Annotated in this window: 20 protein-coding genes, 1 rRNA gene and 1 riboswitch; of the genes, 10 read left to right on the top strand and 11 right to left on the bottom strand. The window is 65.3% G+C overall.

Translation table 11 applies throughout. The annotated features are described in order from the left end of the window. Positions 1–79 (bottom strand): 16S ribosomal RNA (locus VGR99_RS03165); the annotation flags it as partial. A gap of 984 nt (positions 80–1063) precedes the next feature. On the opposite strand from VGR99_RS03165, the gene VGR99_RS03160 reads away from it, so the two are divergent. Both VGR99_RS03160 and VGR99_RS03155 read left to right on the top strand, forming a co-directional pair. Continuing rightward, positions 1064–3127, top strand: coding sequence for a M23 family metallopeptidase (locus tag VGR99_RS03160; RefSeq protein WP_326896839.1), 2064 nt, complete (start codon positions 1064–1066; stop codon positions 3125–3127). A gap of 142 nt (positions 3128–3269) precedes the next feature. Further along, on the top strand, positions 3270–4901 hold the full coding sequence (locus tag VGR99_RS03155) for a hypothetical protein (protein WP_326896838.1): 1632 nt from the start codon (positions 3270–3272) through the stop codon (positions 4899–4901). An 85-nt stretch (positions 4902–4986) separates the two neighbouring features. Here the strand turns inward: VGR99_RS03155 and clpB are convergent, their stop codons facing one another. Next, on the bottom strand, positions 4987–7626 hold the full coding sequence (gene clpB, locus VGR99_RS03150) for an ATP-dependent chaperone ClpB (RefSeq protein ID WP_326896837.1): 2640 nt from the start codon (positions 7624–7626) through the stop codon (positions 4987–4989). A gap of 242 nt (positions 7627–7868) precedes the next feature. Here clpB and VGR99_RS03145 point away from each other — a divergent pair, with 242 nt between their 5' ends. Next, on the top strand, positions 7869–8657 hold the full coding sequence (locus tag VGR99_RS03145) for an MOSC domain-containing protein (RefSeq protein WP_326896836.1): 789 nt from the start codon (positions 7869–7871) through the stop codon (positions 8655–8657). A gap of 130 nt (positions 8658–8787) precedes the next feature. Here the strand turns inward: VGR99_RS03145 and VGR99_RS03140 are convergent, their stop codons facing one another. Continuing rightward, positions 8788–9432: a TIGR02594 family protein gene (locus VGR99_RS03140; RefSeq protein ID WP_326896835.1), complete on the bottom strand. Its 645-nt coding sequence runs from the start codon at positions 9430–9432 to the stop codon at positions 8788–8790. Between the two features lie 216 nt (positions 9433–9648). Between VGR99_RS03140 and VGR99_RS03135 the strand changes: the two genes are divergently transcribed. Then, positions 9649–10512 (top strand): alpha/beta hydrolase, encoded by an 864-nt coding sequence (locus VGR99_RS03135; RefSeq protein WP_326896834.1) that lies wholly within the window; start codon positions 9649–9651, stop codon positions 10510–10512. Positions 10513–10657: 145 nt separating this feature from the next. On the opposite strand, the gene metW is transcribed toward VGR99_RS03135, so the two are convergent. Together metW and metX are read right to left on the bottom strand one after the other, a co-directional pair. Next, positions 10658–11320, bottom strand: a complete 663-nt coding sequence (gene metW, locus VGR99_RS03130; protein ID WP_326896833.1) for a methionine biosynthesis protein MetW — start codon at positions 11318–11320, stop codon at positions 10658–10660. A 2-nt stretch (positions 11321–11322) separates the two neighbouring features. Next, on the bottom strand, positions 11323–12543 hold the full coding sequence (gene metX, locus VGR99_RS03125) for a homoserine O-acetyltransferase MetX (RefSeq protein WP_326896849.1): 1221 nt from the start codon (positions 12541–12543) through the stop codon (positions 11323–11325). A gap of 85 nt (positions 12544–12628) precedes the next feature. Beyond that, positions 12629–12708: riboswitch (SAM riboswitch) on the bottom strand. A 221-nt stretch (positions 12709–12929) separates the two neighbouring features. Between metX and VGR99_RS03120 the strand changes: the two genes are divergently transcribed. From VGR99_RS03120 to VGR99_RS03110, 3 genes are read left to right on the top strand one after another with little or no spacing between them, the layout of a single operon-like run. Next, positions 12930–13778, top strand: coding sequence for a chorismate mutase (locus tag VGR99_RS03120; protein ID WP_326896832.1), 849 nt, complete (start codon positions 12930–12932; stop codon positions 13776–13778). A 34-nt stretch (positions 13779–13812) separates the two neighbouring features. Continuing rightward, a complete protein-coding gene (locus tag VGR99_RS03115; RefSeq protein WP_326896831.1) occupies positions 13813–14907 on the top strand; it encodes a histidinol-phosphate transaminase in 1095 nt (364 codons plus the stop codon). Further along, positions 14904–15842, top strand: coding sequence for a prephenate/arogenate dehydrogenase family protein (locus VGR99_RS03110; protein WP_326896830.1), 939 nt, complete (start codon positions 14904–14906; stop codon positions 15840–15842). Before VGR99_RS03115 ends, VGR99_RS03110 begins: the two co-directional genes overlap by 4 nt. 122 nt (positions 15843–15964) lie before the next feature. On the opposite strand, the gene VGR99_RS03105 is transcribed toward VGR99_RS03110, so the two are convergent. Continuing rightward, complete coding sequence (locus VGR99_RS03105) at positions 15965–17149, bottom strand: DUF2125 domain-containing protein (protein ID WP_326896829.1); 1185 nt, start codon at positions 17147–17149, stop codon at positions 15965–15967. Positions 17150–17358: 209 nt separating this feature from the next. On the opposite strand from VGR99_RS03105, the gene VGR99_RS03100 reads away from it, so the two are divergent. Then, the gene (locus tag VGR99_RS03100; RefSeq protein WP_326896828.1) at positions 17359–17961 is read left to right on the top strand and encodes a gamma-glutamylcyclotransferase; all 603 of its coding nucleotides are present in this window, start codon (positions 17359–17361) and stop codon (positions 17959–17961) included. Here VGR99_RS03100 and VGR99_RS03095 read toward each other — a convergent pair. The 4 genes from VGR99_RS03095 to ftsE form a co-directional block, all read right to left on the bottom strand. Continuing rightward, complete coding sequence (locus VGR99_RS03095; protein WP_326896827.1) at positions 17958–18731, bottom strand: lysophospholipid acyltransferase family protein; 774 nt, start codon at positions 18729–18731, stop codon at positions 17958–17960. The two genes, VGR99_RS03100 and VGR99_RS03095, sit on opposite strands and share 4 nt — an antisense overlap. 22 nt (positions 18732–18753) lie before the next feature. Then, on the bottom strand, positions 18754–19458 hold the full coding sequence (locus VGR99_RS03090; RefSeq protein ID WP_326896826.1) for a YdcF family protein: 705 nt from the start codon (positions 19456–19458) through the stop codon (positions 18754–18756). Between the two features lie 273 nt (positions 19459–19731). Then, positions 19732–20700, bottom strand: coding sequence for an ABC transporter permease (locus VGR99_RS03085; RefSeq protein WP_326896825.1), 969 nt, complete (start codon positions 20698–20700; stop codon positions 19732–19734). Then, positions 20693–21352, bottom strand: coding sequence for a cell division ATP-binding protein FtsE (ftsE, locus tag VGR99_RS03080; protein ID WP_326896824.1), 660 nt, complete (start codon positions 21350–21352; stop codon positions 20693–20695). The genes VGR99_RS03085 and ftsE overlap by 8 nt, the downstream gene beginning before the upstream one ends. Positions 21353–21533: 181 nt before the next feature. Here ftsE and VGR99_RS03075 point away from each other — a divergent pair, with 181 nt between their 5' ends. Next, positions 21534–22412, top strand: a complete 879-nt coding sequence (locus VGR99_RS03075) for an MJ0042-type zinc finger domain-containing protein (RefSeq protein WP_326896823.1) — start codon at positions 21534–21536, stop codon at positions 22410–22412. A gap of 48 nt (positions 22413–22460) precedes the next feature. Beyond that, positions 22461–22835 carry a response regulator gene (locus tag VGR99_RS03070; protein WP_128954176.1) on the top strand — a complete coding sequence of 125 codons (375 nt, stop codon included), beginning with the start codon at positions 22461–22463 and terminating at the stop codon, positions 22833–22835. Positions 22836–22998: 163 nt separating this feature from the next. On the opposite strand, the gene VGR99_RS03065 is transcribed toward VGR99_RS03070, so the two are convergent. Then, on the bottom strand, positions 22999–23898 hold the full coding sequence (locus VGR99_RS03065; RefSeq protein WP_326896822.1) for a DUF4175 family protein: 900 nt from the start codon (positions 23896–23898) through the stop codon (positions 22999–23001). Positions 23899–23900: the final 2 nt, after the last annotated feature.

Genomic DNA, 23900 nt, shown 5'->3' with positions numbered 1-23900 from the left:
ATTGCTACGCCCGCTCGACTTGCATGTGTTAAGCCTGCCGCCAGCGTTCGCTCTGAGCCAGGATCAAACTCTCAAGTTGGACTTGAACTTTGAACCGGCTGATCACAACGTTTGACGAGGTCCCACCATTATCGACAAAAGTCGATGTGCTGCCTGCGATTCACATCGCGGGCAACGATGGTGTTTCCTTTGAAACGTGTACCGCCGAAGTCTTTCGTCCGGTCTCGATCCAAAAAGCCGAAGCTCTCCAGAACCGAGACCCGCAAGGACTCCGCCGTCCACGTTTCTCTTTCTTCATCTTCACTTGTCAAACAGCCCGGGACCATGCAGGCCCCAACCTTCCTGAGAGGAAGGGTTCCGACACCCTTACCGACGTCGAATGACTCCAACCGATTGTGTCGGCTGTTGTGTCACTCAACAAGGTGAGGAGCATCAGCGACGCGTTCGCTCGCCTTGGTCAATGACCCGGCGGCGCCGCGCTCAGTGGTTGGGGTTATAGGCCCCACCTTCCGGGCTGTCAACGCCAATCGTCAACAAATCGTCGCACAGCGATCAGTAGAAAAATTCAAGCGATTCCAGCCGATTAGGAAGCCAAGGGACACGCCAACTGAGGTCGGACGGTAAAAAATCTGAAAAAAGGGCTGGGCCCCAGCGGGCTCCGGAGGGGCTCCGGACCTGGTCCTGGGCGCCCCTCCCGGGCGGCCCCCGGCGCCGGGCCGTCCAGGAAACTTTTTCCATATTAGGCGCCGTACTTGAGCCACAATCCCGCGGCGTTCTGATAAGAGACAAGCTTGAATCGCGGGAATGCCAGTGGGGGCTGCCGGCGATTTGCGTGGGGTCAGAGGAAGGCGATCATACCGATGAAGCGGCCTTCCTCAGACGTTCGAAAGACATCGAGAGATCTTTTTCCGCTTAGCTGTTCGTAATTTCGGCCGGCCCGTCATCTGGGCCTTCTGACCGCGGACGCCTATGCGGCTTGCCTTTTCCTGCGATGCCCCTCCAAGAGGGCGACCAGGAAAGGGTTCGAAACCGGGCTCTTGGGTCGTTGATTGGGGGACTTGGGTTGAACCACAGGACGTCACGCGGCGCTTATGGGCGTGAAACCGGGATCATCGATCTCGGCCACGAGCCGCCGCTGTCCGTCGACGGTTCGGAAGCCGCCGTCATCGATCGCCGTCGCGTCTCGGTACAATGGTTCAGCGGGACAATTCTGACCGGACTTTGCGGCGCAGCCCTGATCGGCGGCGCCGTTTTCGCTTCTCTCGACGGTGAAATGACCTTCGCCAAGGTGCCCGAGCGCGTCGAAGGCGCGCTGCGGGGTGCGTTCGGCACAGCTGATCGCGCCGCCACGCTGCACAAGAGCGACCGCCTGCCGCCGCCGAACGAATCCACGGCCTCGCGCAACATCGTGCGCGTCTCCACCGTCGCCCGCGTCGGCAACCGCGACGTGATGCGGGTGCGCCCCTTCGTCCGGATCGCCGGCAATCTGTCGATGACGACGAGCGATCTGTCGGCGAAGATTCCGCCGTTCAACGCCCAGCGCCTGCTCACCGACGTCGGCTCCGATCCGAAGACCGCTTCCGACGATCCGAACAATCCTGAAGCCGTCGAGCCCGACGCCGAGGTCTCCTTCGTCACGAAGGATCTGTCGCCGGTGCTGCCGAAAGCCAAGATTACCGCCGTGGTTGCGCTCGACGACATCCTGATGCGGGTGCGTGATGCCGCCAATTGGCGCGGCAATGGCGGGGTGCGCTACGCCTCGCTCGCCAACGCGACTGCCGATGTCTCCAGCGCGACGGGCCCGTCCGACATCAGAAGCGCCTACGCCCCTGAATCCTCGCCGTCCGATCCCTATGCCGGTTTCGAGACCCGCGTGGTGCCGGAAAACGTGACGCTGCTGCCGAAGACCAAGGAGCAGATCACCGGCGGAAATCCGAACGGCGAACGCGTCCACATGGTCAAGAAGGGCGACAGCGTCGGCTCCGTCCTGCGCGATCTCGGCGCCACCGCCGACGAGATCAAGGCGATCACCGCAACGCTCGGCCCGCGCGGCCGCGACGGCGGCCTGAAGGAAGGCGAGAAGCTCCGCATCCTGATGGCGCCCGCAAGCCCCGGCGCCCGCCTCCAGCCCTATCGCGTCGTGGTTGCAAACGACACGGTGGTCGAGGCGATCGCGGCTTTGTCCGATCTCGGCAAATACGTCGCGGTCGACGTCTCCACCATGAACACCGTCGCCGACGCCACGGCCAACGCCAACAGCGACGACGAAGATGACGATGACGGCACCGGCGTGCGGCTCTACCAGAGCATCTACGAGACCGCGATGCGCAACAAGGTCCCGATGCCCGTCATCGAGGACATGATCAAGATCTACTCCTACGACGTCGACTTCCAGCGCAAGGTGCAGCCGGGCGATTCCTTCGACGTCTTCTACGCCGGCGAGGAAGAAGGCACGACGTCGAACGAAAAGAACGACGTACTGTTCGCCTCCCTCACGGTCGGCGGCGAAACCAAGAAATACTACCGCTACCAGAGCCCCGACGACGGCGTCGTCGACTACTACGACGAGACCGGCAAGAGCGCGAAGAAGTTCCTGGTGCGCAAGCCCGTCAACAACGCCATCATGCGCTCCGGCTTCGGCGGCCGCCGCCATCCGATCCTCGGCTATGTGAAGATGCACACCGGCGTCGACTGGGCCACCGCCTACGGCACGCCGATCTTCGCCTCCGGTAACGGCATGATCGAGAAGGCCGGCCCGGAAGGCGGCTACGGCAAGTACATCCGCATCAAGCATTCCAACGGCTACGAGACCGCCTACGGCCACATGTCGGCCTTCGCCAAGGGCATGGAAATCGGCAAGAAGGTGCGGCAGGGCCAGGTCATCGGCTTCGTCGGTTCGACCGGCCAGTCCACCGGACCCCACGTCCACTACGAAATCCTGGTCAACGGCCGCTTCGTCGATCCGCTGCGCGTAAAACTGCCGCGCGGCCGTTCGCTGGAAGGCACGGTGCTGGCCGGCTTCGAGAAGGAACGCGACCGGCTCGACGGCATGATGAGCGGCCGCAACGGCGCCATCGCCCGCATGTCGGATGCGACCGGCGGACCGCTGCAGGTCAGCAACCGTTAGTGGCAACCGGCCAGTTCCGGCCAGACATCTCCGAACAGAATTGAACGGAACGCTGCGAAACGACGCCGCGTCACAATCTCAAGTTTCGTTTGCCAAAGCCGCATGACGGGCGAATACTTTCCAAAAAATGGGAGGTCTCGCCATGACGAACAGGCTCGCCTGCGCAGCGCTGATGGCTGCGCTTTTCTCCGTCACGAGTGCATCGGCGCAGACCTCACCGAGAACCTGGGAGGTCACGAAACTCGTCCCCGGCTCCGCATTCCATGGCGTGCACGGGCTCGGGATCGACAAGGCCGGCCATTTGTTCGCCGGCAGCGTCGCGGGCGCGATGCTCTACGAGGTCGATATTTCCAGCGGTACCGCCAAGGTTGCAATCCCCGCTCCGATCGGGATGGCCGACGACATCGCATTCGCGCCCGACGGCACCATGGCCTGGACCGGCTTCCTCGCCGGCGATCTCTACGCGCGCAAGGGCGACGGCCCGATCAAGAAGCTGGCCAGCGGCCTTCCCGGCATCAATTCGCTCGCCTTCCGCAAGGACGGCAGGCTGTACGCCACGACGGTCTTCCTCGGCGACACGCTCTATGAAATCGACGTCGAAGGCGTCAAACCACCCCGCCAGATCATGGAGAAGATGGGCGGCCTCAACGGCTTCGAATTCGGGCCCGACGACAAGCTCTACGGTCCGCTCTGGTTCAAGGGACAGGTCGCGAAAGTCGATGTCGACAAGGCCGAGCTGACGGTGGTTGCCGACGGCTTCAAGGTCCCGGCCGCCGTGAACTTCGATTCCAAGGGCAATCTCTGGGTGGTCGACACCGCGCTCGGCCAGCTCGTCCGGGTCGATCCCCAATCGGGCGCCAAAGCCGTGGTCGCACAGCTGAAGCCCTCGCTGGACAACCTCGCAATCGACGACAAGGACCGTATCTACGTCTCCAACATGGCCGACAACGGCATCCAGGAGGTCGATCCCGCGACCGGCCAGGCCAAGCAGATCATCATCGGCAAGCTCGCTTTGCCCGGCGGCATCGGCGTCACCTCGGAGAACGACAAGGATACGATCCACGTCGCCGACGTATTCGCCTATCGCACGGTCGACGGCGCGACCGGCGATGTCACCGAGAAAGCGCGCATGCATGCCGACGGCGTCACGCTCGAATACCCGATGAGCGCGACGGCGAAGGGCACCGACGTGATCCTGTCGAGCTGGTTCACCGGCACGGTGCAGGTGATCGACGGCAAGACCGGCGCCACGCGTGACATGCTGCACGGCTTCAAGGCGCCGCACGACGCCATCGTGCTCGAGGACGGCAGCATCCTTGTGGCCGAGCTCGGCACCAAATCGCTGGTCCGTGTCAGCGGCGAGCACGGCAAGGACCGCACCCCGCTGATTGGGGACCTCGAGGGCCCGATCGGGCTCGTCGGCGGCTCGAGCGGCGAGGTCTATGTCACCGAGGCCTTCGCTGGACAGCTCTCCAGGGTCGACAGGAACGGCGAAAAGACCGTGATCGCCAAGGACCTGAAAATGCCCGAAGGCCTCGCCCGCAGCAGCGACGGCAAGCTGATCGTGGCGGAAGTCGGCGCGAAACGGCTGATCGAAATCGCGCCGGAGGACGGCAAGATCACCGAGATCGCCGCCAATCTTCCGATCGGCCTGACCGGGGCGCCTGGAGGACTGCCGACGCATATCCCGACGGGTGTCGCGATCGGTGCGACAGGCGTCATCTACGTGACCTCGGACGTGGAGAACGCGATCTACAAGGTCGTGAAGAAGTAACGCGCACGCCGAGCAACAAAAAATCGCCCCGGAGAGACGAACCTCTCCGGGGCGATGTGTGGTTTCAGGCTCCGAATGCCAGCGCTCAGTTCAGCTTGCGCTTCGAGGCCGGCGCGTCGAACTGGGTGATCTCCGCAGTCTGCTGCGCCTTGCCGTTGAAGGTCAGCACGTTGCCTGCGGACGAGATCGCAACGCTGTCGCCGTCCTTGATGTCGCCGCCCAAGATCATCTCAGCGAGCGGATCCTGGAGGTAACGCTGGATCACCCGCTTCAACGGCCTTGCGCCGTAGGCGGGATCCCAGCCCTTGGCTGCGAGCCAGTCGCGGCCGGCAGCATCGAGCGTCAGCACGATCTTGCGATCGGTCAGCAGCTTCTGGAGGCGCGCGAACTGGATCTCGACGATCCGGCCCATCTCGCTGCGCTGCAGGCGATGGAACAGGATGATCTCGTCGACGCGGTTCAGGAACTCGGGGCGGAAATGCCCCCGCACCATTCCCATCACCTGCTCACGCACGGCCGAGGTGTCCTCGCCCTCCGGCTGGTTCACCAAAAACTCCGAGCCGAGGTTCGAGGTCATGATGATCAGCGTGTTGCGGAAATCGACGGTGCGGCCCTGACCATCGGTCAGGCGGCCGTCGTCGAGCACCTGCAACAGGACGTTGAAGACATCCGGATGCGCCTTCTCGATCTCGTCGAACAGCACGACCTGGTAAGGCCGGCGCCGCACCGCTTCGGTTAGCGCGCCGCCCTCGTCATAGCCGACATAGCCCGGAGGCGCGCCGATCAGCCGCGAGACCGAGTGCTTCTCCATGTATTCGGACATGTCGAGGCGGACCATCGCGGTCTCGTCGTTGAACAGATACTCCGCAAGCGCCTTGGTCAGCTCGGTCTTGCCGACGCCGGTGGGGCCCAGGAACATGAACGAGCCGGTCGGCCGGTTCGGGTCCTGCAAGCCCGCGCGCGAACGGCGCACGGCGGTTGCCACCGCACGCACGGCCTCAGCCTGGCCGACAACGCGGGTGCCGAGCTGGTCCTCCATCTTCAGGAGCTTTTCCTTCTCGCCTTCCAGCATCTTGTCGACCGGCACGCCGGTCCAGCGCGAGACCACCTGCGCGATGTGGTTGGCGGTGACCGCCTCCTCCATCATCTCGCCGGAGCCTTCGCGGGCCTCGATGTCCGCAAGCTGCTTCTCCAGCTCCGGGATCCGGCCATAGGCCAGCTCGCCAGCTTTCTGGAATTCGCCGCGACGCTGCGCATTCGCAAGATCGACGCGCAGGGCGTCGAGCTCGGACTTGAGCTTCTGGGCGTCGGAGAGCTTGTTCTTCTCCGCGCTCCAGCGCGACGTCAGCGCCGCAGACTTCTCCTCTAGCTCGGCCAGCTCCTTCTCGAGCAGTTCGAGACGGGTCTTGGAGCCGAGATCGCTCTCCTTCTTGAGAGCCTCCTGCTCGATCTTGAGCCGGATGATCTCACGGTCGAGCGAATCCAGCTCTTCCGGCTTGGAATCGACCTGCATCTTCAGCCGCGCCGCGGCCTCGTCCATGAGGTCGATGGCCTTGTCGGGCAGGAAGCGGTCAGTGATGTAGCGGTTGGACAGCGTCGTTGCGGCAACAAGCGCGGAATCGGTGATCCGCACGCCGTGGTGCTGCTCATACTTGTCCTTCAGGCCGCGCAGGATCGAGATGGTGTCCTCGACCGAGGGCTCGCTGACGAAGATCGGCTGGAAACGCCGCGCCAGCGCCGCATCCTTCTCGACGTGCTTCTGATACTCGTCGAGCGTGGTCGCGCCGATGCAGTGCAACTCGCCGCGCGCGAGCGCGGGCTTGAGCAGGTTGGAGGCGTCCATCGCGCCGTCGCCCTTGCCGGCCCCGATCAGCGTGTGCATCTCGTCGATGAACAGGATGAAGTTGCCTTCGCTGGCGGTGACTTCCTGGAGCACGGACTTCAGCCGCTCCTCGAACTCGCCGCGGTATTTTGCACCCGCGATCAGCGCGCCGAGGTCGAGCGACAGCAGCTTCTTGTCCTTGAGGCTCTCGGGCACATCGCCATTGACGATGCGCAGCGCGAGCCCTTCCGCGATGGCGGTCTTGCCGACGCCAGGCTCGCCGATCAGGACGGGATTGTTCTTGGTCCGGCGCGAGAGAACCTGGATGGTGCGGCGGATCTCCTCGTCGCGGCCGATGACCGGGTCGAGCTTGCCGTCGCGCGCAGCCTGGGTCAGGTCGCGGGCATATTTTTTCAGGGCGTCATAAGCGTTCTCGGCCGTCGCGGTGTCAGCGGTGCGGCCCTTGCGCAGCGCCTCGATCGCAGCGTTGAGATTTTGCGGGGTGACGCCACCCTTGGCGAGGATCGCGCCGGCCTCGCTGGTCTTCTCCAGCGTCAGGCCGAGCAGCAGCCGCTCGACGGTGACGAAGCTGTCGCCGGCCTTCTCCCCGGCCTTTTCAGCAGCGTCGAAGGTGCGGGCGAGCTCGGGCGCCAGATAAATCTGGCCGGCGCCGCCGCCGGAGACCTTCGGCACCTTGTTGAGGGCGTCCTCGGTCGCCTTGAGAATTGCTCGGGAATTGCCGCCGGCGCGGTCGATCAGGCCGGAAGCCAAGCCTTCATTGTCGTCCAGCAGGACCTTCAGCATGTGCAGGGTGGAAAACTGCTGGTGCCCCTCGCGCACCGCAAGCGACTGCGCTGACTGGATGAAGCCCCTGGAGCGTTCGGTATATTTGTCGATATTCATGGTCTTTTCTGTCCCTCGGCCTGCCCATGGGGCCCTCTAAGGCACCCCAAACGGCATCTTCATTGGGTTTCCGCTGGCCGCGTTGACGTTCCTCAACCAGCAGCGGTCGTTATCAGCCGGCGCTGGCGCCGACCTGACCCAGATGTGGGAAGCGTGCCCTCTGATCGGAAGAGGCGAGTTCACAATTTCGTGCGCTGATGCGCCTGCTTGGCGGAGCCGGGTCGAATCCCCTAAGTAGTCGTATGACAGCCAGCCAGACCGCCGAAATCACCGGCCTTTACCGCTACCCGATCAAGGGCCTGACACCCGAGAGCCTGCCCCGGGTTCCGCTGCGGACCGGCCAGACCCTGCCCGCCGACCGCCGCTACGCCATCGAGAACGGCCCGAGCGGGTTCGATCCCGAAGCACCGGCCTGGAAGCCGAAAATCCAGTTCCTGATGCTGGCGCGCAATGAGCGGCTGGCGACCCTCGACAGCCGGTTCGAGGACGCGACCAACCAGCTCACCATCCGCAAGGACGGCCAGATCGTCGCCAGCGGCGATCTCGAGACCTCCGCCGGGCGCGCCGCCATCGAGGGCTACTTCACCGAGAATTTTCAGCCGGAGCTGAAGGGCCCGCCAAAGGTCCTGTCCGGCCGCGACCACAGCTTTTCCGACGTCGCCCGCAAGGTCGTGTCGATCATCAATCTCAACAGCGTCCGCGCAATCGAGGCCATGCTCGGTGGCACCGCCGTGCATCCCTTGCGCTTCCGCGGCAATCTTTACGTGACCGGCTGGCCGGCCTGGTCCGAGCTCGACCTCGTCGGCCAGACGCTCGCGATCGGCCAGGCGCGGCTGAAGGTGGTCAAGCGCATCGTCCGCTGCCCGGCCACAAACGTGGACCCGGTGACGGCCAAGCGCGATCTCGAGATCCCGCCGACGCTGTCGCGCAATCTCGGCCACATGGACTGCGGCATCTACGCCGAGGTCATCGCCGACGGCGAGATCGGCGTCGGTGACGCGGTTGCGGTGGAAGAGCCGAGATTGGTGTGACGGTTCGTAGGGTGGGTTAGCCGAAGGCGTAACCCACCAACTTCGTTCGCCACCCGAGGACGCATGGTGGGTTACGCCAGCCGACCGCGCTTCGCGCGACCGCCAGCTAACCCACCCTACGGATCTCGCTTTAGTTCGGCATCACGTACGCATAAATCCGGCCGCGCGAGACCGGGGCCTCGCGGACGCGGTTGCCGTTGTTGCCGGAGATCATGATCGGATTTCCCTGCGCATCGACGCCGGTGATGATGCCGACATGACCGCCGCGGCGGCCGCGCGACATCACTGCGATGGCGCCGACCTGCGGACCGGAGACACGGGTGCCGTAGCGCGCGAACGAGCTCGCCATGTCCGATCCGGTGCCCTGATGGCCGGTGTGCTGCAGCACCATGTTCATGAAGCGCGCGCACCACAGGCTGCCGCGTCCGGTCGGATTGCCGCCGATATAGCGGCGCGCCTCGGACACGAGGCCCGATCCGCCGCCGAAGCTGCCGCCCGCGCTCACACCGCCCGCATTCGCGTTCGGATCATAGCTGGCCTGCGTGTCGGCAAATCCGCTCGCCTGCAACTGCGCCGCGCTGCGCTCGAAGCGCGAGCTGCGTGCGTGGTGGCGATAATGATGATGTCTGGCATGGTGCACGTAGACGTGCCGCTCTGCGCTGTGACGATGATGCGGCCGCGCTGAGGCCGGAGAAACGAACGCGGCAACCGCCGCGAAGAAGATCGCCGTCGCGACAACACAACGCGACAGGCGAGACGCAAACAACTCAACCATTCTTCATCCTTAGTTCACACCCCCTCTTCCAGGCCGGCCCGTGCGGTGGCCGACGTGTGTCCGGCCGTTAAGCGGTCCGATGTGGCGAGAAAAAGACGCCGCCCCAGTGAATAGCTGCGATGATTTTGTGTTGGTGCTGGTTGGATGCTGCCGCATTGCGGACAACAACATTAACTGCGATCCTCGAATTGCGGCTTGAAGAGAGGGAAACAGTTAATGCCCCACGCCACGACCAGGGACGACGTCCGCATCTATTTCGAGGAAGCGGGTCAGGGAACGCCGATTATTTTTCTTCACGAATTCGCGGCCGACTACACCAATTGGGAGCCGCAGATGCGCTACTTCTCGCGCGGCCACCGCTGCATCACCTATTCGGCGCGCGGCTACACGCCGTCCGACGTGCCCGACGGCGAGGTCTACACCTACAAACACTTCTACACCGACGCGCTCACCGTGCTCGATCATCTCAAGATCGAGCGCGCGCATCTCGTTGGTCTGTCGATGGGCGCCTACTCCTCGCTCCAGATCGGGCTGAATGCGCCGGAGCGCGCGCTGTCGATGACGCTGGCCGGCGTCGGCTCAGGCTCGGAGCTCGAGAACCTGGAGGCCTGGCGCAGGCAGTGCCGCGCCAATGCCGAGCAGTTCGAGACGCTCGGCTCCGCCGAGGTCGCAAAGGTCACGCGTGAGGCGCCGAGCCGGATTCCCTTCCTGGTGAAGGACCCGCGCGGCCACGCCGATTTCTACGCCGCGCTGGCACGGCACGACGCCAAGGGCTCCGCCAGCACGATGCGCGGCTTCCAGGGCGGCCGTCCGTCGCTCTACACGCTGGCGGATGCGATCAGGAAGGTGTCGACGCCGGCGCTGATCATCTGCGGCGACGAGGACGATCCCTGCATCGGTGCGAGCCTGTTTCTGAAGAAGCATCTGCCGGCCGCGGGCCTCGCGATGTTTCCGAAGTCCGGCCACGTGCTCAATCTCGAAGAGCCCGCGCTGTTCAACGCGAGCGTGGAGCGGTTCGTGACGCTGGTGGAGGCCGGCCGCTGGCCGGTGCGCGATCCGAGGTCGCTGGCGGCGCATTGACTGTCAACTCCTCATCCTGAGGAGCGCGGAACGCGCGTCTCGAAGGATGAAGGCCCCGCCGGTGGCCTCGCCCTTCGAGACGCGCGCAAGAGCGCGCTCCTCAGGGTGAGGGTCTACTACTTCGCTTCGTCTCGACGACGAGAACCTACTTCCCCCCGCCCCGGCTGAGCAGAAACACGCCCTGCTCGCCGAACATGTTCCAGACCCACCAGGGCAGGTTCAGCGGCACCGGGCGGCCGTAGAGATCGAGCGCCACCGAGCGCTCCATCTTAACGTTGATCGCGTCGCAGAGCTCGACGAAATCCTTGATGGTGCAGAAATGGATGTTGGCGGTGTCGTACCAGGTCGCCGGCAGGTTCTCCGTGCGCGGCATGTGACCGCCGATCAGGAGCTGGAGCCGCATCCGCCAGAAACCGAAATTCGGGAACGAAACGATGGCGCGGCGGCCGATGCGCAGCAGATTCTCCAGCACCACTTTCGGCTGCCGCGTCGCCTGCAGCGTCTGCGACAGGATCACGTAGTCGAAGGCATCGTCGGGATAATTGACGAGGTCGGTGTCGGCATCGCCCTGCACCACCGCGAGGCCCTTGGCGACGCAGCGGTTGACGCCCTCGCGCGACAGCTCGATGCCGCGGCCGTCGATGCCACGGCTCTCCAGCAGCTGGAGCAGATCGCCCTCGCCGCAGCCGACGTCGAGCACCTTCGAGCCGGGCTTGACCATCTCGGCGACCAGCAGATGGTCGGCGCGAAACTGGGCCGGCTGCTCCGCTGCGGCGTCGCCGAGCGGCAACACTTCCTGTGCAGACATCGCTAGCCGTCCTTGTTGCCGGTGAGCCCGCGGGCCTTGCCCGCTGATTGCAGGAAAGCGCGGGAGATGTCGAAGAATTCGGGCACGTCGAGCAGGAAGGCGTCGTGGCCGCGATCGGTCTCGATCTCGGCGAATGACACCCGCGCGCTCGACGCATTCAGCGCATGCACCAGCGCGCGCGATTCCGAGGTCGGGAACAGCCAGTCGCTGGTGAAGGAGACCACGCAGAAGCGGGTCTGGATGCCCGCGAACGCCTTCGCCAGCACGCCGCCATGGTCGCCGGCGATGTCAAAGTAGTCCATCGCGCGGGTCAGATAGAGATAGGAGTTGGCGTCGAATCGCTCGACGAAGGACGAGCCTTGATAACGCAGATAGGACTCGACCTGGAAGTCGGCGTCGAACGAGAAGGTCGGCAGCTCGCGGTCCTGCATCCGCCGGCCGAATTTCCGGTGCAGCGCGGCATCCGAGAGATAGGTGATGTGCGCGGCCATGCGCGCGACCGCGAGGCCGCGATGCGGGTGGATGCCGTGATCGGCATAGCCGCCATTGTGCCAGTCGGGATCGGCCATCACGGCCTGGCGGCCGAGCTCGTGGAAGGCGATGTTCTGCGCCGAGTGCCGCGTCGCGCAGGCGATCGCCAGCGCGGAGTAGACGCGCTTGGGATAGGCCGCGGTCCATTGCAGCACCTGCATGCCGCCCATCGAGCCGCCGACGACTGCGAACAGCGTGTCGATGCCGAGCCGGTCGATCAGCATCGCCTGCGCGCGCACCATGTCGGGAATGGTGATCACGGGGAATTCGAGGCCCCACACCTTGCCGGTGGCGGGATTGATCGAGGCCGGCCCCGTCGAGCCCATGCAGCCGCCAATCACGTTGGAGCAGATGATGAAGTACCTAGAGGGATCGAGCGGTCGGCCGGGGCCGACCAGCGTCTCCCACCAGCCGGACTTGCCGGTGACGGGATGCACATTGGCGACGTGCTGGTCGCCCGTCAGCGCATGGCAGATCAGCACCGCGTTGGAGCGCTCGGCGTTCAGCTCGCCATAGGTCTGATAGGCGATCTGGAACGGGGAGAGATCGATGCCGCAATCGAGCCGCAGCGGCTGGTCGGCGCCGAACAGCGCGACCTGCGAACTCGGATGATCGACCTCATGCGACCGGTCGTCGGCATTGATCGCGGGGGCACTGATCGCAGGACTTGGAATCGACTTGACGCCAACCATCATCGACCTCGTATGCGACGGAAGCTAGACCGCCGCTGACATCAGGCCATGAAAAACCCGGCCTGAACGATAGGTTCGGCCGGGATCGGAAGCGTCCCCGGCCTGTTTAGCGAGTTTTTTAACGTGGCTGCAAGCCGGCCGGCTCAAATGACCACGGAACAGGCAAAACCTACTGTCTTGGGCGGTTTTCGTCAAGTCGTGGCCGGGATGAGCCAAATTCGTCTCTGCCGTCTTGGCCCAAAAGGCTGTCATTTCTCTTTGCTTTCGCCGCCCCGACTGCCTAATCAGGACATCGACCGCAGCGGATCCGAGCTTACCAATTTGCCTCGCCGATCCGTATTGGAACGCCTCTCAACAGTCCAAGCTCTCAAAAGCCCAAGTCAGATATGTCCCAACGCCCGCCCGCGCCACCATCGCTCCAGGAATTGCGCAAGGAGATCGACGCGATCGACGCGGACATGCATCGCCTCCTGATGCAGCGCGGCGACATCATCGACCGCCTGATCCAGGTGAAGCAGACCCAGGAGGTCGGCTCGGCGTTCCGCCCGGCGCGCGAGGCATCGATGATGCGCGACATCGTGCAGCGTCATCGCGGCATCCTGCCGCTCGACACGGTGGAGAGCATCTGGCGCGTCATCATCTCGACCTTCACCTATGTCCAGGCGCCGTTCTCCGTGCACGCCGACATCTCGGTGAGCGAGCCGGCGATGCGCGATTCCGTGCGCTTTCATTTCGGCTTCACCGTTCCTTATGTCGCGCATTTCAGCGCGCAGGCCGCGGTTGATGCGGTCGCGAAATCCAAGGGCGACCTGGCGCTGGTCTCGGCGACCTCGAGCCGCACGCCGTGGTGGCTGGAGCTCGAAGCGGACGGCGCGCCGAAGATCATCGCACGGATGCCTTTCGTGGAGCGCGCCGACCATCCGGCCGCGCTGCCCGTGTTCGCGATCTCGCGCGTCGCCGACAGTGCGCTGGTGACGGAGGTCGAGACCTTCAGCGTGCGTGTCTCGGGTTGGAATGCCGAGGTCGCGCGCGCCCTGTCGCCGCTCGCCGAGATCGTGGCGGTGCCCGATACCGCCTTCGACGGCGCCGCGCTGCTGGTCTCGGTCACGAGCGACACCAGCATCGACAAGATCAAGGCTGCCCTGATCGAGGCGGGGGCCTCGGTGCGCTCCACGGCCCTCGTCGGCAGCCACGCAACGCGCTATACGGTGACCCCGACCGGGTCGAAATCGTAAATTGCGTACCGCTTAAGCTATTCCGGAGTTGAAGATGTCCCGCCCCATGCCGAATCCCGGCATTCTCGATATTGCGCCCTACACGCCCGGCAAGACCCCGGTGCCGGAGCCCGGCCGCAAGGTGTTCAAGCTCTCGGCCAACGAGACGCCGTTCGGGCCCTCGCCCAAGGCGATCGAGGCGTTCAAGAAGGTCGCTGACCACCTCGAGGACTATCCGGAAGGCACCTCACGCGTGCTGCGCGAAGCGATCGGCCGCAGCTTCGGTCTCGACCCCAACCGCATCATCTGCGGCGCCGGCTCGGACGAGATCCTCAATCTGCTCGCCCACACCTATCTCGGCCATGGCGACGAGGCGATCTCGACCACGCATGGCTTCCTGGTCTACCCGATCGCGACCATGGCGGTCGGCGCCAAGAACGTGATCGCGCAGGAGACCAACCTCACCTGCAACGTCGACGCCATCCTCAAGGCGGTGACGCCGAAGACGAAGCTGGTCTGGCTCGCCAACCCCAACAATCCGACCGGCACCTACATCCCGTTCGACGAGGTCAAGCGCCTGCGCGCCGGCCTGCCCTCGCACGTGCTGCTGGTGCTCGACGCCGCTTATTCCGACTACGTTTCCCGCAACGACTATGAAATGGGGATCGAGCTGGTCGCCACCACCGAGAATACCGTGGTGACGCACACCTTCTCCAAGATCCACGGCCTCGCCGCGCTGCGCATCGGCTGGATGTTCGGCCCCGAGCACGTCATCGACGCCGTCAACCGCATCCGCGGTCCCTTCAACGTGTCGACGCCGGCGATGTACGCCGCCGTTGCCGCGATCGAGGACACCGCGCACCAGGCGATGTCGAAGCAGTTCACCGAGACCTGGCGCAACTGGCTGGCCGAGGAGATCACCAAGCTCGGGCTGAAGGTGACGCCGGGCGTCGCGAACTTCGTGCTGATCCACTTCCCGGAAACCGGCAAGACCTCGGATGCGGCCGACGCCTATCTCACCAAGCGCGGCCTCGTGCTGCGCGCGCTGAAGAATTACGGCCTGCATCATGCCCTGCGCATGACCATCGGCACCGAGGAGGCCAACCGCCTCGTCGTCGACGGCTTGCGCGACTTCATGGCCGGCAAATGAGCGCGAACCCGCACTTCCAGCGCGTCGCGCTGATCGGCTTCGGCCTGATCGGCGGGTCGATCGCGCGCGCTGCGAAGCTCCAGGGCCTGGCCGGCGAGATCGTTACCACCGCCCGCTCGGAGAAGACGCGCACGCGCGTGATCGAGCTCGGCATCGTCGACCAGGTCGTGGCGACCAATGCGGAAGCGGTGAAGGACGCCGATCTCGTCATCCTCTGCATTCCCGTCGGCGCCTGCGGGCCGGTGGCGCAGGAGATCGCGCCGCATCTCAAGCCCGGCGCGATCGTTTCCGACGTCGGCTCCGTGAAGGGCGCGATCGTCAGGGACATGGCGCCGCACCTGCCGAAAAACATCCACTTCGTGCCGGCGCATCCGGTCGCGGGCACCGAGCATTCGGGCCCCGATTCCGGCTTCGCCGAGCTCTTCATCAACCGCTGGTGCATCCTGACGCCGCCGGAAGGCGTCGATGCCGCGGCCACCGATCGCCTGCGCGCGTTCTGGGCGGCGATGGGCGCCAAGGTCGAGATCATGACGCCGGATCATCATGATCTCGTGCTCGCCATCACCAGCCATCTGCCGCATCTCATCGCCTACACGATCGTCGGCACCGCCGATGAGCTGGCGCAAGTGACTGAGTCCGAAGTCATCAAATTCTCCGCCGGCGGTTTCCGCGACTTCACCCGCATCGCGGCGTCCGATCCGACGATGTGGCGCGACGTGTTCCTCGCCAACAAGGAGGCCGTACTGGAGATGCTCGGCACCTTCACCGAGGATCTGGCAAAGCTCACCCGCGCGATCCGTCGCGGCGATGGCGAAGCGCTGTTCGACCACTTCACCCGCACCCGCGCCATCCGCCGCGGCATCGTCGAGATCGGCCAGGATTCGGCCGCCGCGGACTTCGGCCGCCAGCATGGGCAGCTCGGCAAGAAGCCGTAAGCGGTGATGTAGCCCGGACAAAGCTGCGTAGCCCGGATGGAGCGCAGCGTAATCCGGGATTCTTGGATCCCGCTAACGCCGCCCCGGATTTCGCTTCGCTCCATCCGGGCTACGAGAAAGAGTCAATACAGCGGCGGGATCTGGCCGACCTTGACGGGCCCGAGCAGCACGGCACCGTCGACGAACTTCAGCGGAAAACTTCTCGCCTTCTTGCCTTCCAGTGTGCTCTCGGTGCCGATCGAGTTGATGCCGGCGGCAATGCCGGCATTGGCGTTCTGCTTGATGACCTTGCCGAGGCCGGGCACGGCGCGGTCGAGCGCGCCGAAGAGATTGTTGAGGTCCTGCGACTTCACGCCGGGCGCGACGCGGTCGAGCGTTGCCTGCGGCACGCCCTCCTCCAGCATCTTCTCGATGCCGAGCACCGGGATCACGCGCTCGAGGCCCGTCACCGTCATCTGCAATTCACCGTCGAGTCGGCCATTGGCCGACAGGCCGAGCGTGCCGGCCGCGACCGCGATCATCTCGCCCTGCTGGATGCGCGACTGCACGATCTCGATGTGACCGCCCGCGGCCTGGATCTCGCGGAAACGCTGCGGCCAGGGCTTTGGCGTGAGGTCGGAGAGACCCGTGATCTTGGCGCGCGTGTCGGCCTCGAACGGCTCGGCGAGCAGGGGATGAACGCCCTGGATGCTGCCTTGCGCGAGGTGGAGCACGGTCTCGATCACGGGATGATCGGACTTCGATCCCTCTGCGAGGCGGCCATGCAACTCGATCTGCTTGGCGCGCGCGAGCGGCACCTGCACGCTGCCGTCGAGGCGGTTGAGGCTGGGATCGTCGAACACGATGGAGGCGCGGTCCGGCACGGCCGGCAGGCCGACCACGCTGCTGCGCCCCTTGCTCCAGTTCACCACGAAGGTGTTTTGCGTGACGCCGTCGATCAGCGTCGCCGGCGCGGAGAATTCGGCAATGACGAGCTTGGGATCGTAGACCTGCGCAACGACCAGGATGTTGTCGAGCTTGGCCGTGAACGGCGTCTTGCTGGCGTTCTGCGACACCAGGGCGACGCTGGCGCCGGAACACTGGACCTCGAAGCGGAACGGGAAGCCCGCGATCGAGCGCTTGGCGCAATCGTAAATGCGGCCGGACTTGGCCTCCTGCGCGCGCCAGGCGTCGGCGGCCACCTCGGCCTGCGAAGCGGCATAGAACCAGAAGCAGCTCCACGCCACGGCGAGGATCAGGACAAGAACGGGAGCGATGAAAAGGCCCCAACGGGAGCGCCGGCCTGCGGCAACGGTCATATCGGACATGCGGCGACCCTTTGACGCCAGATTTTGGCAAATGTAAGCGAGGCCGGCCTCACATCAAGGGCGGAGAATTCGCTTCGCTTGGGGGCCCGGTTCTGCTAAAGCGCGACGCGATTTGGAAAATCGCCTCGCGCTTTAGCTCCTTGTTTGAGCATGATCTTTTCGGAAAACCGCTTCACACTTTTCCGGATCATGCTCTAGCCGTGCCCGAAATGTCCGAAATCACCCTCCCCTCCGTCACTACAGCCAAGGGCGACCTCTGGGTGTTCGGCTATGGCTCGCTGATGTGGCGGCCGGGCTTCGAATTCGCAGAACGCGTCCCGGCGCGGCTCGTCGGCGAGCATCGCGCGCTCTGTGTCTATTCCTTCGTGCATCGGGGCACGCCGGAGAAGCCGGGCCTGGTGCTCGGGCTCGACCGCGGCGGCGCCTGTCGCGGCATCGCCTTCCGCGTCACGGAGAAGAACCGCGCCGACGTCGTCGCCTATCTGCGCGCGCGCGAACAGGTCACCTCGGTCTATCGCGAGGTGATGCGCTCGGTGTGGCTGGAGAACGATGCGCGCGAGCGCGTCTCCGCCCTCGCCTATGTCGTCGACCGCGGTCATGTCCAATATGCCGGGAGGCTGTCGCTCGCCGACCAGCACCGCCACGTGATCCAGGGCCATGGCCAGTCCGGCGCCAACCGCGACTACGTCACGGCGACGGTGAAGGCGATCGAGGCCGAAGGATTTCGCGACACGCAGCTGCATCAGCTTGCGACCATGCTGCATGGTGATGCGCACGCACTGCCTCCCGTGGAAGATCAAGAGAACCGCTAGCTCTCCGACGGCGCGTAGCTCGGCGCGCTGCCGATCAGTTGCTCCTGCTCCTTGCGGCCCGCGTCGACGAGGCGCGCGGTCGCCTCCTCAATGGCGGCTTGCACGCGGGAGAGAAACTCGTCCTTCGGCAGGCCCGGCGGCAGCGGATCGAGGAACTCCACCACCAGCGTGCCGGGATAGCGCATGAAGGTGCGGCGCGGCCAGAACAGGCCGGAGTTGAGCGCGATCGGCAGGCACTGCACACCGCAGGACGAATAGATCTGCGCAAAGCCGGTCTTGTAGTCCGGCGGCGCGCCCGGCGCGCGGCGCGTGCCTTCCGGAAAGATCACGAGCTGCTTTCCGCTGCGCACCGCCTCGCGCGCGCGGCGCGTCATGTCCAGCAGCGCCTTCACGCCGGCATTGCGATCGATCGCGATCATCCCGGTCTTGACCAGGAACTGGCCGAACACCGGAATCTGCATGAGCTGGCGCTTGAGGATGAAGATCGGGCGATTGAAGAAGCCCGGCAGCACAAAGGTCTCCCAGAACGACTGGTGTTTTGCGACGATCACCAACGGTCCCTGCGGGATTTTCTCGACGCCGCGGAATTCCACCTTGATGTTGCAGACCACGCGCATCAGGAACAGCGTCGCCTTCGCCCACCATTCGGCAACGGTCAGCATGGCACGCGGCGGCAAGGCGAAGGTCGGCAGCGCCACGATCGCGAGGACCACCAGCACGGTGTAGAACAGCACGTTGAACACGAGCGAGCGCAGGAAGATCAAAAACATCGACGGTCCGTTCAATTGCCGTTCAATTGACCTGTGCCGTCGCGGGCCGCTTCGGCGTCAGGCCTGCAGGCTGCTCCGACATCTCGGGCGAAAGGTCAATCCCGAAATCCTCCAGCCGCACCCTGAGTTCGGCCGCGATATACTTGACATATTCGGACAGGAGCAGCCGCAAGGTGGACGCCGAGGTCCACCAGGGCTCCTCGCGCCATTTGTCACCGACCACCGCGAACGGGATCAGAATCGTCTCCGGCATCGCATGCGAGAATTCCACGAGCGCGCGCGGCATGTGATAGTTCGAAGTGACCACGATCAGCGACTTGAAGCCGCGCCCCTCGGCCCAGCGCCGCGCCTCCGCCGCGTTGCCGCGGGTCGTGAGCGCGGTGCGGTCGAGGTCGACGCAGCAGGTCATGAAGGACTGGTTCTCCGGCAGGGTGCGGGAGATGTCGCTCGCCGTCGAGGTCGGGTGCACGCCTGATATCAGCAGCCGCTTGCCGTAGCCGGCGGCGAGCAACTCCATGGCGTCCGAGACCCGCGAGGAGCCGCCGGTCAGGACCACGATGCCATCGGCCTTGCGGCTAGGGGCGATCTCGGCACCGCGCAATTGCGACAGGAACGCGATGAAGCCCGCCGCCGCGCCGACGAAGGCCAGCGCGATCGTCGACACCACGACCGCGCGCAGCCAGCCGCGCGGCAGTTTCGGCGATCGATCGTCGGTCGGCGCGGTCATGTGATGTCGGTGATCCCTTCCCCGGATGATTTTAGGACGTTTTGAGGCGAAGTGGAGTCCGGTTTACCGGGCTCTACGAACGCAACGAACCACAACTCTGTCCGCGCAGGTGGTGCGCTCCCTCGCCCCGCTTGCAGGGAGAGGGTTGGGGTGAGGGGGAGTCTCCGCGAGGACGGTAGCAGTTGGACTCGCGGAGAGTCCCCCTCACCCGGAATCCGCGCTTTCAGCGCGAATTCCGGCCTCTCCCCGCAAGCGGGGAGAGGAGAAGAAACTTCAATCCACATCGTTCAGTGTCGCGAACAGCGTCTGGCGCGAGGCGACGGCGGTGATGGCGCCGATCAGCACCGCCTGCACCGCGAGCACGATGTAGCCGGACGGCCGCAGCGAGAAGGTGCCGAGCAGAGCTGCGAACTGATCACCAACCGGGGTCCCCGAAAACCAGCCGGCGATCGACTCGGAGAAGCCGAACAACAGCATGGCCACGCCGCCGCCGATCACGCCGCCCTCGAGCCCGAGGCGGAGGAAATGGCGCAGGAAGTGGTTGGCGATGTAGCGGTCGCCGGCGCCGACGAAATGCAGCACCTCGACGATCGGGCGGTTCGCCGCCATCGCGCCGCGGGTCGCGAACGAGACCGAGATGATGGTCGCGACGATGACAAGCGCGAGGATGCCGATGCCGGCGAGCACGGTGGCGTTGGTCATCGAGCGCATCCGCTCGATCCAGGCGCGGTGATCGTCGACGCTGGCGCCCGGCGCCACTTGCGTCACGCGCGCGCGCAAGGCGCCGAGATCGAGCGCCGTGCCGGGCTGGACGCGCGCGATGATCATGCGCGGAACCGGCAGGTCGTCCATCGACAGGCCGGTGCCGAGCCAGGGCTCGAGCAGCTTGCCGCTTTCATCCTTCGAGAACGGCTTGACCTCGACGATGCCGGGCTGCGCGCGCATCGCTTCGGTCACCGCCGCGGTGTCGCGATCGAGATCGCGCCCCGCTTGCGGGCGAACCTGGATGGTGATTTCGCTTGCGACGTCGGACTGCCATTCCGCGGCGGACGCACTCACCAGCAGCACCGTGCCGGTGGTCATCGAAGCCAGGAACGTCATGATGGCGACGACGGCGACCAGCGCGCGGCCGTGGATCGAGGCGCGCGGCACGATCGGCGACAAATTGCGCGCCTTGGCAGGAAGCGGCGGACGCTCCTGTCCGAGGTCGACCAGAACGCCGCGCTCGTCGGTCTTACTCATAGACGTGCAGCCGGCCCTGATGCAGCACGAAGCGTCGCGCCTCGTACTGGTCCATCAGGGCGATGTCGTGGGTGGCGATGATGACGGCGGTGCCCGACTTGTTGAGCTCGATGAAGAGCCGCAGCAGGCGGCGGCCGAGTGTCGGGTCGACGCTGCCGGTCGGCTCGTCCGCAAGCAACAATTGAGGTCGCGAGATCACCGCGCGCGCGATCGCGGCGCGCTGCTTCTCGCCGCCGGACAGGATCGGCGGCAGCGCGTCCATGCGGTCGCCGAGCCCGACCCAGCGCAGGAGGTCGATGACCTCCTTGCGGTAGCTCGACTCGCTGCGGCCCATGACGCGGAACGGCAGCGCCACGTTCTCATAGGTCGTCATGTGGTCGAGCAGGCGGAAATCCTGCAGCACGATGCCGATGCGCTTGCGCAGGTCGGCGATCTCGTCCTTGCTGAGCTGCGAGACGTCGTGGCCGAACAGATTGACGAGGCCGCGCGTCGGCCGGTGCGACAGGAACAACAGGCGCAGCAGCGACGTCTTGCCGGCGCCGGACGGGCCGGTGAGGAACTGGAACGAATGCGCCGGGATCTGGAAGCTGAGGTCGCGCAGGACCTCCGGCCCCAGACCGTAACGCAATCCGACATTTTCGAACCGAACCAAGCTCAGCTCCGTTCGAGAGGTGGCGCCGCGCGGCCGGCGAGGTTTCGCCGCACGCGATCAAGGGGTTGTGCGGCCGTTATGGTTTCCGGTTCGTTAACGGTCGCCCTGTAGCATTTGGGGTGCCCGGCTCTCCGCGACCGGGGCATCGTCAAGACCAGTCCGTGCATCAAGGCCCGTGTCCATGCATATCGTCTGCCCCCATTGTACGACATCCTACGCCATCAAGCTTGCCAGCCTCGGGGCGAACGGACGGACGGTCCGCTGCTCCCGCTGCAAGGAGACCTGGGTCGCCTATGCCGAGGATGCCATCGAGGAGGCCTCCGTTCCGGCCATGGCCGCGGCCAGCCAGGCCGACGACCAGTCCGACCTCGCCGATCAGTGGAACTCCTACGCCAAGGACGACAACTCCGCCGACGCGCCTGTGGTCGACAGCCCTTCGATCGCCAGCGACTGGCCGGACGAGGGCGCCAAGGAGATCGAGGACGAATGGACAGCCGCAGCCCGGGCCGCCGAGGAGGATGCCGCCGGCGCCCAGCACCAGTCCTGGTTCCGTGGCCTGTTCAGCCGCCGCGGGGCACGGGTGAAGCGTCCGGTCCCCACTGTAGCGCCACGAAAATCCTATTTCGGCCTGCCGACCGCCTGCGCCGCCATGGCCGCGCTGGTGCTGGCCCTGATCATGTGGCGCGGCGACGTGGTGCGCCTGCTGCCGCAGACGGCCGCCTTCTACAAGTTGGTCGGGCTCGACGTGAATTTGCGCGGACTGGCTTTCAAGGACGTCAAGCTTTCCAGCGAGTCCGTGGACGGTAAACAGGTGCTGGTGATCGAGGGCGTGATCGTGGGTCAGGGCAAGAAGCCGCTCGATATCCCGCGCCTGCGCTTTGCGGTGCGCGATGCGCAGGGCGCCGAGATCTACGCCTGGAACACCGTGCTGGAGCAGACCGTGCTGCAGCCCGGGGAGCGCGCCTTCTTCCGCTCGCGCCTGGCCTCGCCGCCGGCGGAGGGCCGCAATATCGACGTCCGTTTCTTCAACCGGCGCGACATTGCCGGTGGCAGCGTATAATCAGGCGCGCAGGGTCCGCGCGGGAGGTTGGCCCCAAGGGTTGGTCTGATGCCAAAAGTTCTGATCGCCGACGACGAGGATTCGATGCGCCAGCTGGTGGCGCGCGCCATCGCCATGGACGGCCACGAGACCGTGACGGCGCAGGACGGCGCCGAGGCACTGGAGATCCTGACCCGCGAGGACGGCGCGTTCGACCTCCTGCTCACCGACATCCAGATGCCCGTGATGGACGGCATCGCGCTGGCGCTGTCCGCCGCGCGCGATTTCCCCGATCTGACGATCCTGCTGATGACCGGATTTGCCGACCAGCGCGAGCGCGCGTCGAACCTGAACGCGCTGGTACATGACGTCGTGACCAAACCGTTCTCGGTCGCCGACATCCGCACCGCGGTGGCGGACGCGCTGGCGGCGAAGAAGGGCTAGCGGCAGCCACACATTCCGCCGTCATGCCCCGCGAAGGCGGGGCATCCAGTACGCGGCAGCGGATATGGCGAGAGCGAGCTCTCTAACGCCGGTCTCTGGAATACTGGATCGCCCGCCTACGCGGGCGATGACACCGAATGTGGTGTCGGCAGCGAGCGTGCCGTCAAAAATCCTTCAGCAGCCGCTCGAGATAGTCGAGCTCGATCTGCGGACGGGCGGGATCGCTCAGGCGCCGGCGGAGCTCTTCAAGGATGCGGCGCGCGCGCTGGGCGTCGATCTCGCCGGGAATCTTGACCGTGAAATCGTCGCTATAGTCCTTGCCGCGGAGCGGCCGGCCGAGCGGATCGGTCCGTTCGCCGTTGCCCGACTGGCGGCCGACGGCCTGGCCGGGACCTTCGCCATCGCCGGGCTCCGAGCCTTCGCCGTTCTGCTGCCCGCCCATGGAGTCAGCCAGGTCCTGCATGCCCTTGCGCAAGCCGTCGATGGCCTTGCCCTGCGACGTCGTCGCGCCATCCGCATCGCCTTCGCCGATCTGACTGCCGGCATCGCCCATGGCGTTTTCGGCGGCATCGAAACCGTCTTCGCCGTCCTGATCGCCGTCACCCGGCTGACCTTGTTGGCCCTGCTGTCCCTGCTGTCCCTGCTGCCCCTGCTGCTTCTGACCGCGCTGGCCCTTTTGGCCGTCCTGCGGCAGGCCCATCTCGGCGAGCTTCTTCTTCAGGGCCTCGAGCCGCTTCTTCAACTGCTCCTGCCGGTCCTGGATATCCGATCCCTCGCGCGAGGCCGAAGGATCGTTCGGATCGGGATAGAGATATTTCTCCATATCCCTGATCGCCTTGGACTGCTGGCCGATGCTCTGGTCCGAGTTCTTTTCCTTCAGGCTGTCGGCGGACTGCTTCATCGACTTGTCGGCGCTGTCGAGCAGCGCATCGAGACTCTGCTGGTCGCGTGACTGGGCGAGGCAGGTCGAAGCCGTCCAACAGGAGAGCGCGAGCACGAGAGCGGCGGTCGAAAGCCCTCCCCGCGCAGCCTTTCCGTTTCGCAAAATCGAGGTGGGCTTCATCA

The sequence above is a fragment of the Bradyrhizobium sp. genome (assembly GCF_035935975.1).
GTDB lineage: Bacteria > Pseudomonadota > Alphaproteobacteria > Rhizobiales > Xanthobacteraceae > Bradyrhizobium.
This window is presented reverse-complemented; position numbering and strand designations above follow the sequence as displayed.